We start from the raw sequence: 18268 nt of genomic DNA on the forward strand, positions 1-18268 counted from the left end.
CGAGGGATGGGGGGTATGGGGGAAGTGCTCCCATAACCTGGTGAATGGGAGCGCTCCCAATCCTGGGTTCGGCAGGACTGTAGGGTTGGTTCAGGTCCATGACAAGACTGTCGGGGTGAACCCGTCGAACCGATTTCGGAGCCGCAGGTCGGACCGGGTGCCGAGACGAGGCGTGCCTACTCCGCGATCGCTCTCCGGACGGGTTCGCCGGCGCGGGTCAGGTCGACTCGCGGACCACCAGCTCCGTACGGAGGATGACGTGACGCCAGGCCACGGCGCCCTCCTCCATCTCCTCCAGGAGCAGTCGGATCATGGCCCGCCCGATCTCCTCGATCGGCTGACGTACCGTGGTCAGCCGGGGTTCGGTCTGCTGGGCCAGCGGAAAGTCGTCGAAGCCGACCACGGCGACGTCCTCGGGCACCCGGCGCCCGGCCGCGCGCAGGGCCTCCAGAGCCCCCGCGGCCGTGGTGTCCGACGCGGCGAGGACGCCGTCGATGTCCGGATGCCGTTCGATGAGCTCGGCCATGGCGCGGCGTCCGCTGTCCGTCGTGAAGTCGCTCTCGGCGACAAGGGTCGGGCCGCCCTTCAGGCCCGCGAGTTTCAGGGCCTCCTCGTAGCCGCGCAGCCGGCACTGGGCGGCGTACAGGTCGAGTGGTCCGGTGATGGTGGCTATGACTCTGCGGCCCCGCTGGACAAGGTGGGAGACGGCGCTGCGGGCGCCGCCGATGTTGTCCGCGTCGACGTAGCTGACGTACTCCTCCCCGGAGCGGCGCCCCAGCAGCACGGTCGGCAGCCGGGCTTCGGCGAGCATGTCGGGCAGGGGATCGCCGGCGTGCACGGACATCAGCAGGACGCCGTCGACCCGGCCGCCGCGCGCGTACTCGAGGAAGCGCTGCCGCTCGGTGTCCGAGCGGACCAGGGTCAGCAGCAGTTGCATCCCCGTGTCTGTGAGCGCGTTCCCGAGTGAGCTGACGATCTCGGAGAAGAAGGGCTCCGCGAACTGCCGCCAGTCCGGTTCCGTCATGACCAGGGCGACGGCGTCGGCCCGCCGTCCCGCCAGGGAACGGGCCGCGAGATTGGGCACGTAACCCAGTTCCTCGATGGCCCGCTGTACGGCCCGGCGCGTCGAATCCTTCACGCCCGCCGCGTTGTTGATGACGCGGGAGACCGTGCCCCGTCCCACCCGCGCGTGGGCGGCCACCTCTTCCAGCGTCGGTGTCCCCGGGCGTCGCCTGCCCATGACCACCTCCCCCAAGAGATCACCGATCTTACCGGCCGCAGGGGAGTGAGCACACGAATTCACCAGTGGCATAGTTACCGGCGGTTGCCCTGCTCCCCATGATTGGGAGCGCTCCCGTTACGAGTGGGGAGGTCTGGGCGTTGTCCGCTGGTAGTCATGAGTGGCATGGGCTGCCATGGCACTGGTGATCTGTGTTTGTACAGGGGGCTATCGGTTGTTCGGCGGGGCGTCCCGAGCCGGTCGCGGGTCGGCCGGGCGGCCCTCTGTGTGGGTGGGCCGCCCGGCCGGATGTGCGTTCGCGTCCGGGATCCATGTGCTGTTCCTCCTTGCGTCGCGTGACTCACGGAGAGGTGCCAAAGCCTGAATCCAGTGGGAGCGCTCCCATCGTGGAGATGGAGGCGGGCGCGGTCAAGACGCTGGGGACTTCAAAGTTCGAACTGGGCTGATCCGGCGAAAAGTTTCGCAAGGGCCCTATGAAACCTCGCCAGTTGACGCTAGCTTCCTCCCCACCAGTGGGAGCGGTTCCATCAGGCGACGCGTCCGTAGCGGCGCGCCAAGCTGTGAGGACTCGCTCATGCGACACCCCCCGCATTCAGTACTTTTAGTCAGCGACGCTCTCTCGACACCGCTCTGCCCGGTGTTCTCGGGCCGGGGAGCCACGGCCGCGTGCGCCGTGGACAGGAACTCCGAGGCAAACACCGTCGACCGGTGCACGAGCGCCGAGCCGCACCGCACTCGCTTTGCGCCACTCCCGCGACACGCCGGCCTGACCCGTACGGGTCCTGCTTCGGCGTCGGCGCCTTCGGGCACCGCCGGGCGGCCCTGCGCCTGACCCGGTGACCCCCAGCACAGCCAAGGCCTTGAAGAGCCGGCATCACGGCCGCGCCTTCGAGCAGATGCCGGACGTACCGGCGCACCGACCACTGGAACGCCACGTGTGCCCGAGGTGTGGCCCAGACGTCGGCTCGCGCGACCGTCCGTGCGGCCTCTGTCCGTAACTCCCCACCCAGAGAAGGAAACCCGCACTCATGAGTCACACCAGGACATCGCTGCTCGCCGCCCTGGCGCTGGTCGCCGGGACGACGGGGACAGTGCTCGTCGTCGGCCAGGCCGGCGCCGCCACCTCGGCCGTTCCCTGCACCGTCGACTACCAGGTGCAGAGCCAGTGGGACACCGGCTTCACCGCTGCCGTGACCATCACCAACAACGCGTCCGCCAAGTCGAGTTGGTCGGTGAAGTGGTCGTACGCCGGCAACCAGAAGGTCACCAACGCCTGGAACACGAAGCTCAGCCAGAACGGTGCCGACGTCACCGCCGCCAACGAGGCCTACAACGGCACGCTCGCGAGCGGCGGTTCGGTCAGCTTCGGCTTCAACGGCTCCTACAGCGGCACCAACAGCGTGCCCGCCACGTTCACGCTCGACGGCGTCACCTGCAACGTCGACAACGGCGGCGGTACCGGAGGCGGTACTGGCGGCGGCACCGGCGGCGGTACGGGCGGTGGTACCGGCGGCGGTACGGGCGGTGGTACGGGCGGTGGCGGCACCGGCAGCCGCGCCGACAATCCCTACGCGGGCGCCAAGGTGTACGTGAACCCCGAGTGGTCCGCCAAGGCCGCCGCGGAACCGGGCGGCAGCCGCATCGCCGGCCAGCCCACCGCCGTCTGGCTGGACCGCATCGCAGCCATCAACGGTGTGGGCGGCGGCATGGGCCTGCGCGCCCACCTCGACGAGGCCTTGAAGCAGAAGGGCTCCGGCGATCTCGTCGTCCAGCTTGTCATCTACGACCTGCCCGGCCGCGACTGCGCCGCCCTCGCCTCCAACGGCGAGCTGGGGCCCGACGACCTCGACAAGTACAAGTCCCAGTACATCGACCCCATCGCGTCGATCCTGTCCGACGCCAAGTACGCGGGCCTGCGGATCGCCACCGTCATCGAGCCCGACTCCCTGCCCAACCTGGTCACCAACGCCGGCGGCACGCCCACGACCACCGACGCCTGCGTGACCATGAAGTCCAACGGCAACTACGAAAAGGGCGTGGGCTACGCCCTGGACAAGCTGGGTGCCATCCCGAACGTCTACAACTACATCGACGCCGCCCACCATGGCTGGCTCGGCTGGGACAGCAACCTCGGTCCCGCGGTGCAGGAGTTCCACAAGGTCGCGACGACGAACGGCGCGAGCGTGAACGACGTGGCCGGCTTCATCGTCAACACCGCGAACTACAGCCCCACCAAGGAGCCGTACCTCAAGGTCACCGACACGGTGAACGGTCAGACCGTACGTCAGTCGAAGTGGGTGGACTGGAACCAGTACGTGGACGAGCAGTCCTTCGCACAGGCGCTGCGCGACAAGCTCGTCGCGGCCGGATTCGATTCCGGACTCGGCATGCTGATCGACACCTCACGCAACGGTTGGGGCGGCTCCGCCCGGCCCACCGGTCCCGGAGCGCCGACCTCCGTGGACGGCTACGTCGACGGCAGCCGCATCGACCGGCGGATCCACGCCGGCAACTGGTGCAACCAGAGCGGAGCAGGCATCGGGGAACGGCCGACCGCGGCTCCTGCCGCCGGTATCGACGCCTACGTATGGGTCAAGCCGCCGGGGGAGTCGGACGGCAACAGCGCGGCCGCCCCCAACGACGAGGGCAAGGGCTTCGACCGGATGTGCGACCCGACCTACGGTGGCAACGCGCGCAACGGCAACAACCCCACGGGCGCGCTGCCGAACTCGCCGCTGGCCGGACACTGGTTCTCCGCCCAGTTCCAGCAGTTGGTCCAGAACGCGTACCCGCCCTTGTCATGACCTGCTGACGCGTTGTGTCCGCCGGGGTCGGTCCCGCTCGGCAGGGAGAGGGAGGGGTCCGGCGGCGTCCAGGTAGGGAGGTGCGGCCGGCCGCCCCGCGGGATTCTTCCCGGGGCGGCCGGTGATTCCCGTGGATCACGGGAGAGGCGGAGCTCCGGGAACTGGCGAGAGTGGCGTACTGCGGTGACCGACAGAGCAGGCGATTCGCGCTTCTGCCAAAATGGGACGTACCCGTCTGGCCCCTGCGCCGCACCCTGCCCTACAGATCTACCGAGGTTGTCGTGACCAAGCCACTGGCCCGCGCGCCTCAGCGCCGCGATGCACGGTCCAACCGGGCGCGCATCCTGGACACCGCCCGCCAGGAGTTCGGCCGGAACCCGAACATCACGATGGAGGAGCTCGCACAAGCCGCCGGTGTCGTACGGCGCACGCTCTTTGGACATTTCCCCGGACGTGAAGCCCTGCTGGGTGCGCTCGCCGACGAGGCGTCCGCAGCGCTGCGGGAGGCGGCGGAGGACGCGGTGGGGCTGGACGACCCGGCTGAGCGGGCCCTGGCCCGGCTGTTTCTTGGGATGTGGCCCGTCGGAGACAGGTACCGGATGCTCCTGGCGCTGGCTCGCAGGCACTTGGGAGCCGAACGTGTCACGGGAATCCTGGCTCCGATCCGAGATGCGGCGACGGACATTCTGGAGAGGGGACAGCGGGAGGGAGTTTTCCATTCCCACCTGCCGCCCGTGGTGCTCAGCGCCGGACTGGAAGCGCTGACGGTCGCCTTGCTGGAGAGCGTCAATGACGGGGTACTGGACGATGATGTCGTCCCACTCGTCATCTCCACCCTGATCGCTGCCGGGGTGCCGGAGAAGCGTGCGAGTGACGTGGTCGAGGACGTCTCTTCCGTGATCAATGCCGAGCCGGGCTTCGCTGATGGCGGCTGATCCCGGTCGCTGCGCCTGCATCGACCGCGTCGCGGCCGCGAGGCAGGGGGCCGCTCCTGCTCGCAGTCTCCGGGGTGAGCCGTGGCTTCAGGGGGAATCCTGGATGAATTGCTCGGACCAGATCGTCTTGCCGTTCTGGCCATGGCGGCAGCCCCACCGTCCGCCGAGTTGAGAGACGAGGAAGAGGCCGCGTCCTCCCTCGTCCGTCGTGCGGGCACGCCGGAGGCGGGGTTGGGTGCTGCTGGAGTCGGTGACCTCACACACCAGGACGTGGTGGCGAATCAGACGGAGGTCCATCGGCGGACGGCCGTAGCGGATGGCGTTGGTCACCAGTTCGCTGACGATGACTTCGGTGGCGAAGAGGAGGTCGTCCAGGCCCCATATGGCGAGTTGGCGGGATATCCATCGTCGGGCTTTGGAGACAGCGGCCGGATCGGCCGGGATCTCCCAGTGCGCGGTGTCCGCCGCTGGGACGGCGCGGGTGCGGGCCAGCAGCAGGGCCGCGTCGTCGCGCGGGGCCTGGTCCGCCAGGTCGGCGAGGAGAGCCCGGCCGGTTTCGTCCAGGGCACGATCCGGACGGCAGTGCGCGGCGAGGCCCTTTGTCAGGCGTGGCAGGCCTTGGCCGATGTCGCGATCGCCCCGTTCGACCAGGCCGTCGGTGTAGAGGGCGAGCACGCTGCCCGGCTCGACGTCGATCACCGTGGTCTCATACGGCATGCCGCTGAGGGCGAGTGGTGGCCCCGGGGAGATCCCGACTGGTTCGGCGGTCCCGTCCGGCCGGACCAGGACGGGGGGCGGGTGCCCGGCACTGGCCATGGCGCAGCGCCTGGTGACCGGGTCGTAGACCGCGTACAGGCATGTGCCGCCGACGATGTCCCGGTCGCCGGACGGGGCTTCGGCCGCGAGGCGCTGCACCAGGTCCGCGAGCCGGGCGAGCAGTTCGTCCGGTTCGAGTTCCAGGTCCGCGAGCGTCTGGATGGCGGCGCGCAGGCGGCCCATGGTGGCGCTTGCGGGCATGCCGTGGCCGACCACGTCTCCGGCGACGAGGGCAACCCGGAGCGAGGGCAGGGCAATGCAGTCGTACCAGTCACCGCCGATGTCCGCTCCGCCGCCTGCGGGCAGGTATACGCCGGCGGTCTCGGCTGCCGGAGTGTCGGTCGTGGCCGGGGGAAGGAGACGCTGTTGCAGCGCTACGGCCGCCCGGTGCTCGCGCGTGTAACGGCGAGCGTTGTCGATGGCGAGCGCACCCCGTGAGGCGATCTGCTTCATGAGATCCGTCTCGTCCTCGGTGAAGGGGTCGGAGCGGCCGCAGCGCCAGGCCGATATGGCGCCGAGCGTGTGCCCGCGGGCATGCAACGGTGCCGCCATCACCGAATGGGCGTCCTTCGGGACGAGATACACGACCAGCTGCGGGTCTCTGACCATGGCGACGAAGTCGTCAAGGTCGAAGACGACTGGCTCGCCGTGGTGGAAGCTGCGCAGCAGGGGGTGGTCGGGAAGGGGCGGGATGGACTCGCCGCGCTTGATGCCGGCCGGCCACACCGCGCCGGCCGGCGCGAGGGCCGCGTTGCCCATGTCTCCACCGCCCAGCTGCTTCGACGGTTCGTCCCCGTCGAAAACGGAGTGCGCGAGGTCGACGGCGGCGAGGTCCCCGAACGCAGGTGCGAGGACGTCCGCAAGGTCCTGCGCAGTACGCACGACATCCAGGGATCCTCCTACCCGCTCGGCGACCGCGCGGGCGAGATCCAGATTCCGTCGGGCGCGCATCTGGTCGGCATTGTCCAGGTACAGGGCCGCGACCCCGGTGGGGCGTCCTCGCGCGTCCTCCAGACGGAAGGCGGACAGCGAGAGCGCGTGCTGTCGCGCCGGGTCGTTCCGCCAGCTCACCAGCTGGTTTCTGCGGACCACCGGGACACCCGTCTCGAGCACCTGGCGCAGTACCGCCTCGAGGCCCTCGGCGTCCGCGGAGTCCTCGGCGCACAGCACGTCGCTCAGCCGAGTGCCGGGCTGTACCGGACGGCCGTCGGGAGCGCCCGGCGTGGCGTTCGTCTGCACAGTGACGAGATCCGTGTCATATACAGCGATCGTGATCCGGTTCTGTGCGGACAGCGCACGCAGGAGCGCCGCGCCGTGCTCGTGGCCGGCGACGTGGTGTGTAGGGGCCGCCACGACGAGGACCTCCGCCGAGCCGGAGCATCCCACCCTGGTGGTGCGGAAGGTGACATCTATGGTGTCGCCGCACCGATGCCACAGCCGTACCCGGCCGGACGCCGGCACCTCCGCGTCGCCCAGGTCGTCCGGGAGGTCGGCCACCAGTTCCCGCACGAGGCGGCCGCAGACCTCTTCGGCGCGGAACCCGGTCAGGTCCTCTGCTGTCCCTGTCCACCGCAGCACCGCGCCTCGATGGTCGAGCACGGCGGCTGCCGGCCCGTCGAAGGCGTACGACCCTCCGCCGGGACCGGAGCCGGATACGCCCGTCGATTCTTGGGAGCCGCCTGCCGAGCAGGCATTCTTGAGATTCTCTAGGTCCATGAGTGGCTTCCTTCGGGAGAGCCTGCCGCTGGAGAGATCGGCATGCTGTGGCGGCCGTCGGCCGCCCGGTCGGCAGCGCGTCACGCCGCAAGGGCTTTGGAGGGCAGGTCTTGTTCGGCCCAGACGACCTTGCCGTCCGTCGCGGAGCGGGAGCCCCACCTGCGGGACAAGTGAGCGATGAGGGAAAGACCGCGGCCGTTCTCGTCGATGGTGTGGGGATGACGGGGGCGTGGGTGGCTGGGGTTGCTGTCGGAGACTTCGCAAGTCAAGACCTGGTGCTGGATGAGCCGTAGGCGGATCGGCCCGCCGCCGTAGCGGACGGCGTTGGTGACCAGTTCACTGACGATCAGCTGCTCGGTGGCCACCAGATGATCAAGCCCCCATTCGCTGAGCTGACGGGCGGCTGCCTGCCGGGCGATGGGGACCGCGGCCGGGTCGTTCGGCAGTTCCCAGGAGGCGACCTGGGCCGCTTCGAGTCCGCGAGTCCGCGCAAGGAGCAAGGTGACATCGTCGGCCGGGGCCTGAGTCGGCAAGGTCTCGATCACGTGAGAGCACAGGTCCTCCAGGGACGGACCGGCCCCTGCCAGGGCGGCGCCCAGGCGATCCAAACCCACGTCGATGTCGTCGTCGCGGGACTCGACCAGACCGTCGGTGTAGAGCGCGAGCAGCGTTCCCTCGGGCAGTTCCAGTTCCACGGACTCGAAGGGGACCAGACCGAGGCCGAGGCCCAGCGGGGCCCCGGCGGGCATGTCGGGGAAAGTGATGTGGCCCTGCGGGTCGATGACCGCGGGCGGGGGATGCCCGGCCCGCGCCATGGTGCACCGCCGGGTGACCGGGTCGTAGACGGCATACAGACAGGTGGCGCCCACCGCCGCGGGGAGCTGGTCCGAACCGTCGGTGTCTTCCTCGCTCAGCCGCCTGACCGTGTCGTCGAGGTGCGCCAGCAGTTCGTGGGGAGGCAGTTCCATGTCCGCGAGCGTGCGGACGGCGGTGCGCAGTCGGCCCATCGTCGCCGCGGCGTTGATGCCGTGTCCGACCACATCTCCGACGACGAGGGCCACCCGGGCGCCGGACAACTTGATCACGTCGAACCAGTCACCCCCCACACCGTGGTTCAGGTCGGCCGGCACATAGCGCGAGGCCACATCGAGGGCGGCGCCGCCGCCCACATGGTGAGGGAGCAGGTCGCGTTGGAGCGTCAGGGCCGCGGTGCGTTGACGGGCGTACTGGAGAGCGTTGTCCAGGCTGAGCGCGGCCCGGGTGACGAGCTCCTCGGCGAGGAGGAGGTCGTCCTCCTGGAAGGGCGTCGATTCCCCGGAGCGGCCGAACACGGCCAGTCCCAGCACACAGCGCCGCGCCCGGATGGGTACGACCATCAGAGAGTGGACGCCGGTGTCACGAAACTTCTGCGTCCGCACAGGGTCGTGACCGACCCAGGGGCCCGAATAGGTGTCCAGCACCGATTCCAGGTAGGACCTGCCCGTGCGCAGGGCGGTGGCGAACAGCGAGGTCGGGAAGGGGCGGATCACCTCTTCGCGCACCCAGGGCAACTTGAGAATGCTCGGGTCGACGGAGGCCACACCGGCACGGCGCAGCACAGGTGGGCGGCCGTGGGCGTTGCCGGTCCCCGCCGAGGGATCCACGCCGAACGGAACCGACTCCATCAGGTCGACGAGTGCGTGGTCGGCCAGCAGGGGTACGACGAGGTCGGCCAGTTCCTGCCCGGTCCGCATGACCTCGAGGGTGCTGCCGATGCGCGTGCCGGCTTCGCTGAGGATGGCGAGGCGCTCGCGCGCCCGCCGGTTGCCGGTGACGTCCACGCTCATGGAGCACACTGCCAGCGCCGTGCCGTCCGCGTCCTGGAGGCAGAAGAACGAGGCCGAGAACGCGTGCTCCCGGCGCCGGTCCGTCGACGACCACGCCCGGTACTCGTGGACCATGGTGGTGCCGCTCTCCAGCACCTGCCGCATCACCACCTCGAGCGCCTCGGCCTCGACCGCGGGCAGTGAGTCCCGCAGGCGGCGTCCGAACCGTCGCTCGCGGGGAGTGCCGTCGTGGCGCTCCATGGCGTCGTTGACCCAGGTACAGCGCAGCTGCGGGTCATAGACGGCGATGCCGATCGGTGCGTGGGCCAGCAGCGACTCGCGCACAGCTCCGTTGGATGCCCCCGAGGACAGGGTGCCTATGTCCGTCACGGAGACCAGCCACCGGGTGTCGGCGTCCTGACCCCACAGCAGCGAGATCCGCAGCGTCATTCTGATGGCGTGGCCGTCGCGGTGGCGGACCGTCACGGTGCCGGACCAGCCACCCTGGGCACGGCACTGCTCGGCGAACGCCGAAGCACTCGGGGCATTCTCGGCGGGCAGCAGCACGTGTGCGGCGGACCGGCCCACCACTTCCCTGGCCGAGTACCCGACGAGCTGCTCGGCGGCGTGCGTCCACCCCACCACGGTCCCTTCCGCATCGAGCATCGCTATTGCCGCATCGGGTGTCTCTCGGGGACTCACCGGTTCGGTGAGGGGCGTGTGGTCGGTGTTCGTCATCCGGTTCTTTCCATCGGGGTGGGGGTGAGACAGCGTCGGCCTGTGCAGCGTCGGCCCGATCCGTGGCCGGGGTGGAACGGCGCTGGCCGGGGGCTGAGGATCGCCCCGGGAGGACCTGCCGCGCTGAGCGGGCGACATGGCGCGGACCTCGCCGAGGGTTCAGCGATCTATCGGCACGCTGCCCGCCGACCTTGGACGGTTTTGTCCACTTCTGATGGAATAGTCAGATACGACGGCTTTATCGTCAAGCCCCCGAAACTGATCAAGCCCACCGATGTGATCGCGAGGTGAGCCGCCGATCTTGCTGACGGGGCAGGTCGTGCGGGCCTTTCTTGGCGCCTCGACATTTCCGTACGACGTATGGTAAACCTGAGAAGGTAGTTCCGTACGTCGTATGGAAAAGTTGCCCGACCGTGCCAGGTGTCGCATATCGCCTGATGCAGCCGCCTGGTGCGGATCGCACCCCATCGGGAAAGGAAGATCATGAAGAAGCTCACGAGGCGCGTTGCCGTCACCGCTTCCTCCGTGGCGGTCGCGAGTGCCGCTGTGCTTGGTGCCGGGGGTGCGGCTTCGGCCGCGACTTCCGCATCCGCGCACGTCCAGCGTCCGGCCGTCAGTGTCAACGTCGGCGACTACCGCTGGGACCACGGTGTCGGCTACCTGCTCGAACTGGGTTACTCCTGGGACGAGATCCATGGCTGGCGCTACGCCGGCCCCGACGAGATCAGCAGTCGCTGAACACCGCCCGGTCGGGAGTGGAAATCGATGGAGTCCTTGAAGACCGTCATACAGGGGGTGGCCGTAGAACTCGTCATCTCGCGTACCTGCTCGCTGTCCATGCGCATGAGCCTGCGGTACGAGTCCAGTGATCCCTATGTCGTCCGTGCCGTCTTCTTCACCGGCACTGACGAGCCGACCGAATGGGTGCTGGGGCGTGATCTTCTGGCCGATGGCCTGACCGGCTCCGCAGGGTGTGGGGACATCCGGGTCTGGCCGGGTGTCGGCCGCGGCGACCAGGTGATGTACATCGTCCTCGGGTCTCCGGCGGGCACCGCCCTGCTCGAGGTTCCCGTGCGGGACGTCAGGACCTTCCTGGAGGACACGGAGGCGCTGGTGCCGCGGGGTACCGAGTCCGGGCGCATCAACTGGGAGCTCGAACTGGCGAACCTGTTCGCGAAGGGCTGAGAGAAGCCTCCCAACCATCGTGCCGCTGGGGATCTTTGTCCCGGCGACGGAAGAGAAGGAAAAAGTATTCATGTCCCAGTACCAGCTTCGTGTCTACACACTGCGCGGCCCTGAGGCGCTCGTCGCCTACGAGAACATCTGGGCCAAGCACATTCCCGGTATGGCCAAGCACAGGATCGCCACACATGGCGTCTGGACGGTGTCCGCGGCCGCCGGGAGTGAGGCGCCCCAGCTGTACGCCCTCGTTTCCTACCGGGACGCCGACGACGTTCAGGAGAGGCTGGAGGCGTACCTCTCCAGCCCCGAATTCCGTGCGGACATGGAGGGCTTCGACATCAGTCAGATCGTCGGTGTCGCCGAGTCCCTGCTGACGCCCACCGCCGACTCGCCTTTGCGGTGAGGGGTACCGAGCCCGCCGAAGTCCGCGGCTCTCGTGTCCCGGGGCCGTACGAGGCCGCAGTCGATGTGCACCGTCCAGGCGAGCGAACCAGCGGCAAGGGTGAGGGCGGGGTGCTCGGGGCGGCCTGTCGCGCGCAGAGCGCGCACGGGGATCCGCCGACGGTGTGCGTCCTCAGGTCGGCCGCACGGTTCGGTCGCCCGGACGGTGTGCGTCCTCAGGTCGGCCGCACGGTTCGGTCGCCCGGACGGTGTGCGTCCTCAGGTCGGCCGCACGGTTCGGTCGCCCGGACGGCGTGCGTCATCAGGTCGGCCACGGATCGGTCGCCCGGACCAGCCGCAGCGGTTCGCGCATCAGCGGCGGGCCGCATGGTGAGGGCCTTCCCGGACGGGATGGGTGCCTCCTCGTGCGTCGCGGCCTCGGCCCGCCCGACCGCGGGCCGCAGGTGACCTCAGGGGACGAGGAATCGCGGCCCGTCCCTCCCGTTCGGGTGCCCGTTCACAGGGCCGCAGGGGTGACGGCCACCACGGGTGGCGAGTCTTTTCGCCGGCCCGCGGCTTGATAACATACGTTGTATGGAAAGAGCGAAGCGTACCCCCAGAGGTACTCGGAAGAGGGATGTGCCTCTCACCGAGGCAGGGATCTGCGCCTCCGCACTGCGGCTCATCGACGCGGACGGGGTCGAGGCGCTCACGATGCGCAAACTCGCCGCCGCGCTGGACGCGAACCCGATGTCGCTGTATCACCACGTCCCGAACAAGGAGGCATTGGTGCATGGCGTGGCGAGAATGGTCGGCGCCCGGTTCCGCACCGTGACACTGGAGGACGCCCCCTGGCAGGAGCGCATGCGCCTGCTTGCCACGGATTTCCGGGCGCTGGCACACCGCCATCCCAACCTCATGGCCTACTCGTTCAGTCAGCCGGACTTCATCCAGCCCGAAGATCCCTTCTGGGTCGCACTCACCGCCGTGCTGGACGCCGCCGGGGTTCCGCAGTCGGATATCCCGCAGCTCGCCGCCCTCGTGTGCGCCGTCGTCATCGGCGTGATGATCGCCGAGCTCAACGGCGCGCTCCACCGGTGGTCGAACCTCCAGCCCACCACGCCCGCCTCCGGCGAGGGCGGGCCGACGAACGAGGGCCTTGGCGAGGACCGGATGTTCCGCCTGGTGCTGGACACGATCATCAGCGGCATGGAAAGCCGACTCGCGGCCGATCCCGCCGCTGGGCGCGACGTCCGGCCCCCGCAGAGCTCCCCGCGTGCCTCCGGACGTGTCCCCCGTCAACTCCGACCACCGGCCGCACGCTGCGAAGGTGAGTCCCCGGGGAATCCCGTCTCGGACATGGCGGCCGGTTTCGACCTGAAAGAGGAGTGAGGACCAAAGCCAGGACATGCTGTTTTTGTTCAGTGACAAGGGAGTTCAGCCATGCCTGCCATTCTGATCCACGGCGTCCCCGACACCCACCGTGTGTGGGACGGCGTGCGCCGACATCTGATCCGGAGCGACGTCGAGGCCTGGGATCTGCCCGGCTTCGGCACGCCCCGGCCGCCCGGCTTCGGCTCCACCAAGGAGGAGTACGTCGATTGGCTCATCGAACGGCTGGAGCGGGTGGGCGAGCCGGTGGACCTGGTCGGCCATGACTGGGGCTGCATCCTCACCGCGCGCGTCGCTTCCCTGCGGCCCGACCTGGTTCGTACGTGGGCCGGCAGCAGCGCTCCGGTCAGTGCCGACTACGTCTGGCACCCGCTGGCCAAGATCTGGCAGGATCCGGTCGAGGGCAACCGGTTCATGGACGAACTCCACCCGGCGTCCTTCGCCAAGGATCTGATGGAGCACTTCGATGTCCCGGCTGAGGTGGCCGGGGACATGGTTCTGCGCGTGGACGGGACCATGAGGGACAGCATCCTCAAGCTGTACCGTTCCGCCGAGACGGTGGGTGCGCAGTGGGAGCCGGAACTGGCGAACCTTTCTGCGCCGTGCCTGGTCTTCTGGGGCACGCTCGACCCCGCCTGTCCGGTCGAGTTCGCCGGAAAGCTCGGCGGAGCCGTGCGGGCGTCGCGGGTCGTCGAGCTGGACTGCAACCACTGGACGGTAGTCCAGAAGCCGGCCGAGGTCGCTGCGGCCTTGGAGGCGCACTGGACTGCATAGCGAGGTGGCAGCCCTCGGGTTCGCCTACCGGGCCGCCCCTCGGCGCCGCTGACACCGAGGGGCGAGCCGCCGCCGGACCGCTCGCCGCCGCACCGGAGCCGTCTTGCTTCCGTCACACCCTCTGGCGGGCTCGTGCGACATGGTTCTCCACTCCGGCGACCGCCGCGTCCAGCGTGGAGTCGAACATGGTGTCGATCACGTCCTGGGAGGGCGGGGGCGCTTCTTCCTCGTCGGGGCCCGACGGTGCCGGTGGCAGAGTGGCCCACCGCTGCAGTGCCCCGTTCAGTTCGCTGAGCAGCAAACCCGTGAACACGCCGACCAGGGTCGCGGCGACACGCGGAATCTCCTCTTCGGGCAGTTTCGCGGTGGCCAGGATGTCGACCAGCGCCCGCCAGAAGGGGTCCTCGGGCTGCACGTAGTCGGGGCGCGTGAAGGAATACCCCATCAGTTTCGGGTGACGGTGCGACAGTTCGCGGAAGTCCCGGGCCAGTTCACGCAGTCGGTCCTGCCAGGGGATGTCTCCCCGGTCCTCCGCGCTGAACTGTGAACCGACCCGGTGGGCCACGCCGCGCAGCACGGCGTCCTTGTTCGGCACGTGGTGGTACAGCGACATGGGGTTCGCATCGAGCGCGGTCGCGAGTTTGCGCATGGTGAGCGCCTCGACCCCGTCGGCATCGATGAGCTGCAACGCCATGGCGTGGATGCCGTCCTTGGTGAGTGGTACGTCCCTCTTTCTCGTGCCCCGAGGGGGCTTCCGTTCAGTCGCCATACGGTGTACGGTACCAGGCTTTGCCGATGTGGGGGCAATGTCACCGCTTTCAGCCCCCGTCCCTCCGGCTTCGCCGACAGTCCCGGACTGGGTGGCCCTGGCGGGCGACGAGGTCGCCCCGCCCCCGGCGCACCCGCCTTGCCCGATCTCGCGGACTGACGACGGGTGAGCGAGCGCGGCACGGAGGTGCCGCCGCGAGGAAGCGCCCGAACCTGATGCCCACCGCACTGCGCGAGCGACCCCGCCCCTGGAGGGCCGGACATTCCTGATTCCCGACCCCGGACCGGCGATTGCAGTTCCATACGTCGTATGGTACTACTGAAGCCATACGGCGTATGGAAATCGGGTGCCGCCGTACCGGCGCCCCGCGACACCGAGTGGCGCCCTGCCCGCCTTTCCCCTTGAAGGAGCCAGCCATGACCACACAGCCCGAGACCGACCTGCGGCCCATCCGGTCTCCGCGGGGGGTCCCGCTCTTCGGCCACACGCCGCAGATCCCCAGCACCAACCCGGTGGAGTACTTCGGCAGGCTGTCCAAGCAGTTCCCCGAGGGGCTCTACGGCATGGAGATCGCCGGCATCGAGCAGGTCTTCGTCTGGGACCCGGACCTGGTGGCCGAGGTCTGCGACGAGACGCGGTTCTTCAAGCAGATCGACAAGACGCCGCTGGCGCACGTCCGGGACTACGCGGGAGCCGCCCTGTTCACGGCCCACCAGCACGAAGAGGAATGGGGCATGGCGCACCGAGTCCTCCTCCCGGCCTTCAGCCAGCGGGCGATGAAGGGCTACTTCGGGCAGATGCTGGAGATCGCCCAGAACCTGGTGGGCAAGTGGGAGCGCAAGGAGGGCCGGCCGGTCAACATCACCGACGACTACACCCGGCTGACCCTGGACACCATCGCCCTGACGGGGTTCGGTTACCGGTTCGACTCCTTCGCCAAGGAGGATCTGCACCCCTTCCTCAACGCGCTGCTGCAGGCGCTGGTCGAGTCGCTGCGGCGCTCGCAGGAGCTGCCGATGATGACCAAGATGCGCAAGGCCGATGACAGGAAGTACCGCGAGAACATCCGGCTGATGCGGGACCTGGTCGAGAACGTGATCAAGGAGCGCCATGACGGGAAGGGCACCGGTGAGGACGACCTGCTGGGCCTGATGCTGGAGGCCACGGACCCGGAGACCGGCAAGGGGCTGGAGGACGACAACGTCCGTGACCAGGTGCTGACGTTCCTGATCGCCGGTCACGAGACCACCAGCGGTCTGCTGTCGTTCGCCACGTACTCGCTGATGCGCAACCCGCACATCCTGGCCCAGGCCTACGCCGAGGTGGACCGGCTGCTGCCGGGCGACACGGTCCCGGACTACGACACGATCATGCAGATGGACGTGATCCCGCGGATCCTGGAGGAGACCCTGCGCCTGTGGGCTCCCATCCCGATGATCGGCAAGTCCCCGCTGGAGGACACCGTCATCGGCGGCTGCTACGGGCTGAAGAAGGGAGCGCGGGTCAACATCCTCGAAGGTCCGCTGCACACCCACCCCAAGGCGTGGGAGCGGCCGGAGGAGTTCGACATCAACCGGTGGCTGCCGGAGAACCGGGTCAACCACCACCCGCACGCCTACAAGCCGTTCGGTAACGGCGTGCGTGCCTGCATCGGCCGGCAGTTCGCGCTCACGGAGGCCCGTCTTGCCCTCGCGCTGGTGCTGCAGAAGTTCAAGTTCGCCGACCCCGACGACTACAAGATGGACGTCAAGGAGGCGCTGACGCGCAAGCCCGGCGGCTTCGAACTGACCGTGCGGGCCCGTCAGGAGCACGAGCGGGCCGTGTTCGGCGCGGTGGACCCGCAGGCCGACGACACGGGGGCGCAGGCCGCGGTCAGCGGTGTCGGGGTGAACCTGACCGTCGCCTACGGCTCCAGCCTGGGTTCGTGCGAGGACCTGGCGCGCACCATCGCCGACCGCGGTGAGCGCTCCGGATTCGGCACCACTCTGGTCGGTCTGGACGAGCTGGGTGACAACCTGCCCACCGAGGGCCTGCTCGTCGTCGTGGCCTCCAGCTACAACGGCAAGGCCCCGGACAACGCGCAGCGCTTCGACGACCTGCTCGCCGCCGGACTCCCGGAGGGCTCGCTGTCCAACGTGCGGTTCGCGCTGCTGGGGGCCGGCAACACCCAGTGGGTGGCGACTTACCAGGGCTTCCCCAAGCGGATCGAGGCAGGCCTGCTGGCCGCCGGCGCCACCCGCGTCATCGAGCGCGGCATCGCGGACGCCGCCGGTGACTTCGACGGCATGGCCACCCGCTGGATGGACACCCTGTGGACCACCCTGGCCGAGGAGTACGCCGCCGACACCTCCGAAACCACCGGCCCGCGCTTCGAGGTCCAGCTGCTCACCGAAGCCGAGGTGCGCCCCGCGATCGTCTCCGAGCAGGCCTACCCCCTCACGGTCGTGGCCAACGAGGAACTGGTCAGCGACGCGACCGGGCTGTGGGACTTCAGCATCGAGCCGCCGCGCCCGGCCGCGAAGTCCATCACCATCGAACTCCCCGACGGTGTCACCTACGACACCGGCAACCACCTGGCCGTGTTCGCCAAGAACGAGCCGCAGCTGGTCGCCCGGGTCCTCGCGCGGCTCGGCGTCGACCGCGACCAGGTCCTGCGCCTGGACCAGCCCGCGGGCGGCCGCACGCACCTCCCGGTGGGCACACCCGTCACAGCGGGCCTGCTGTTCACCGAGTTCGTGGAGCTGCAGGACGTGGCCACCCGCTCGCAGATACAGACGCTGGCCCAGCACACCGACTGCCCGTGGACCCGGCCGCAGCTGGAGGCCTACACCGCCGACACCGCCGAGGCCGAGGAGCGCTACCAGAGCGAGGTCCTGGGCAAGCGCGTCTCCGTGCTCAACCTCCTGGAGCGCTTCCCGGCGGTCGAACTGCCGCTGGGGGTCTTCCTGGAGATGACGGGCCCGATCCGCCCGCGGTTCTACTCCATCTCCTCCGCCCCGCTGGCCAATCCCCGGCACGTGCGGCTGACCGTCGGTCTGCTGGAAGGGCCGGCCCTGTCCGGCGACGGCCGGTACCGCGGCACCTGCTCCTCCTACATCGCGGGCCTCAATCCCGGGGACGTCTTCTACGGCTACGTGCGCGTGCCCTCCCCGACCTTCGCCCCGCCGATCGATCCCGCCACGCCGCTGATCCTCATCGGCCCCGGCACCGGCATCGCGCCGCTCCGCGGCTTCCTGGAGGAGCGTGCCCACCAGTATGCGAACGGCACCCAGGTAGGTCTGTCCCAGGTCTTCGTCGGCTGCCGTCACCCGGAGCACGACTACTTCTACCGGCAGGAGATGCAGGACTGGGAGCAGACCGGGATCGCCCAGGTGCACACCGCTTTCTCCGCGGTGACCGGACACCCGGCCCGGTTCGTCCAGGACGCCATCGCAGGCGCCGCCGACACCGTGTGGCAGGCCATCCAGGACGGCGCGTACATCTACGTCTGCGGCGACGGTCGTCGCATGGCACCCGCCGTGCGTGAGGCGCTCGCCGCCATCTACCGCAGGAACACCGGCAGCGACGACGAAGCCGCCCAGCAGTGGCTCGCCCAACTGGAAGCGGACGAACGCTACCAGCAGGACGTCTTCGCCTGACCCCTCCAGACGCCGGGGGCGCGCGGCGCATCTGCCGCCCCGCACGCCCCCGGCCACCACTCACCCGCGATGCACCCC

At 69.2% G+C, this 18268-nt stretch carries 12 protein-coding genes; 8 read left to right on the forward strand and 4 right to left on the reverse strand.

What is annotated here, in order from left to right:
* Positions 1 to 217: 217 nt before the first annotated feature.
* Entirely contained in the window at positions 218 to 1240 is a 1023-nt protein-coding gene (locus ACZ4N4_RS31135) for a LacI family DNA-binding transcriptional regulator (protein ID WP_467595002.1), read from the reverse strand.
* 1028 nt (positions 1241 to 2268) lie between these two features.
* Between ACZ4N4_RS31135 and ACZ4N4_RS31140 the strand changes: the two genes are divergently transcribed.
* The gene (locus ACZ4N4_RS31140; protein WP_467595004.1) at positions 2269 to 4044 is read left to right on the forward strand and encodes a glycoside hydrolase family 6 protein; all 1776 of its coding nucleotides are present in this window, start codon (positions 2269 to 2271) and stop codon (positions 4042 to 4044) included.
* 281 nt (positions 4045 to 4325) lie between these two features.
* Positions 4326 to 4979: a TetR/AcrR family transcriptional regulator gene (locus ACZ4N4_RS31145; protein ID WP_467595007.1), complete on the forward strand. Its 654-nt coding sequence runs from the start codon at positions 4326 to 4328 to the stop codon at positions 4977 to 4979.
* Between the two features lie 87 nt (positions 4980 to 5066).
* Here ACZ4N4_RS31145 and ACZ4N4_RS31150 read toward each other — a convergent pair whose 3' ends face one another.
* Positions 5067 to 7511, reverse strand: coding sequence for a SpoIIE family protein phosphatase (locus tag ACZ4N4_RS31150; protein WP_467595010.1), 2445 nt, complete (start codon positions 7509 to 7511; stop codon positions 5067 to 5069).
* A gap of 80 nt (positions 7512 to 7591) precedes the next feature.
* Positions 7592 to 10054 carry a SpoIIE family protein phosphatase gene (locus ACZ4N4_RS31155; RefSeq protein ID WP_467595013.1) on the reverse strand — a complete coding sequence of 821 codons (2463 nt, stop codon included), beginning with the start codon at positions 10052 to 10054 and terminating at the stop codon, positions 7592 to 7594.
* Between the two features lie 483 nt (positions 10055 to 10537).
* On the opposite strand from ACZ4N4_RS31155, the gene ACZ4N4_RS31160 reads away from it, so the two are divergent.
* The 5 genes from ACZ4N4_RS31160 to ACZ4N4_RS31180 all read left to right on the forward strand — a co-directional run bounded on the left by ACZ4N4_RS31160 (position 10538) and on the right by ACZ4N4_RS31180 (position 13783).
* On the forward strand, positions 10538 to 10792 hold the full coding sequence (locus ACZ4N4_RS31160) for a hypothetical protein (RefSeq protein WP_467595015.1): 255 nt from the start codon (positions 10538 to 10540) through the stop codon (positions 10790 to 10792).
* Positions 10793 to 10819: 27 nt separating this feature from the next.
* A complete protein-coding gene (locus tag ACZ4N4_RS31165) occupies positions 10820 to 11239 on the forward strand; it encodes an SsgA family sporulation/cell division regulator (protein WP_467595018.1) in 420 nt (139 codons plus the stop codon).
* A 70-nt stretch (positions 11240 to 11309) separates the two neighbouring features.
* The gene (locus tag ACZ4N4_RS31170) at positions 11310 to 11639 is read left to right on the forward strand and encodes an NIPSNAP family protein (RefSeq protein WP_453580286.1); all 330 of its coding nucleotides are present in this window, start codon (positions 11310 to 11312) and stop codon (positions 11637 to 11639) included.
* Positions 11640 to 12211: 572 nt separating this feature from the next.
* Complete coding sequence (locus ACZ4N4_RS31175) at positions 12212 to 13009, forward strand: TetR/AcrR family transcriptional regulator (protein ID WP_467595021.1); 798 nt, start codon at positions 12212 to 12214, stop codon at positions 13007 to 13009.
* A gap of 51 nt (positions 13010 to 13060) precedes the next feature.
* Positions 13061 to 13783 (forward strand): alpha/beta fold hydrolase, encoded by a 723-nt coding sequence (locus ACZ4N4_RS31180; protein WP_467595024.1) that lies wholly within the window; start codon positions 13061 to 13063, stop codon positions 13781 to 13783.
* A gap of 112 nt (positions 13784 to 13895) precedes the next feature.
* On the opposite strand, the gene ACZ4N4_RS31185 is transcribed toward ACZ4N4_RS31180, so the two are convergent.
* Positions 13896 to 14552, reverse strand: coding sequence for a TetR/AcrR family transcriptional regulator (locus ACZ4N4_RS31185; protein ID WP_467595026.1), 657 nt, complete (start codon positions 14550 to 14552; stop codon positions 13896 to 13898).
* A gap of 416 nt (positions 14553 to 14968) precedes the next feature.
* Between ACZ4N4_RS31185 and ACZ4N4_RS31190 the strand changes: the two genes are divergently transcribed.
* Entirely contained in the window at positions 14969 to 18190 is a 3222-nt protein-coding gene (locus ACZ4N4_RS31190) for a bifunctional cytochrome P450/NADPH--P450 reductase (protein ID WP_467595030.1), read from the forward strand.
* Positions 18191 to 18268: the final 78 nt, after the last annotated feature.

It is taken from the genome of Streptomyces sp. NPDC026538 (assembly GCF_055567535.1).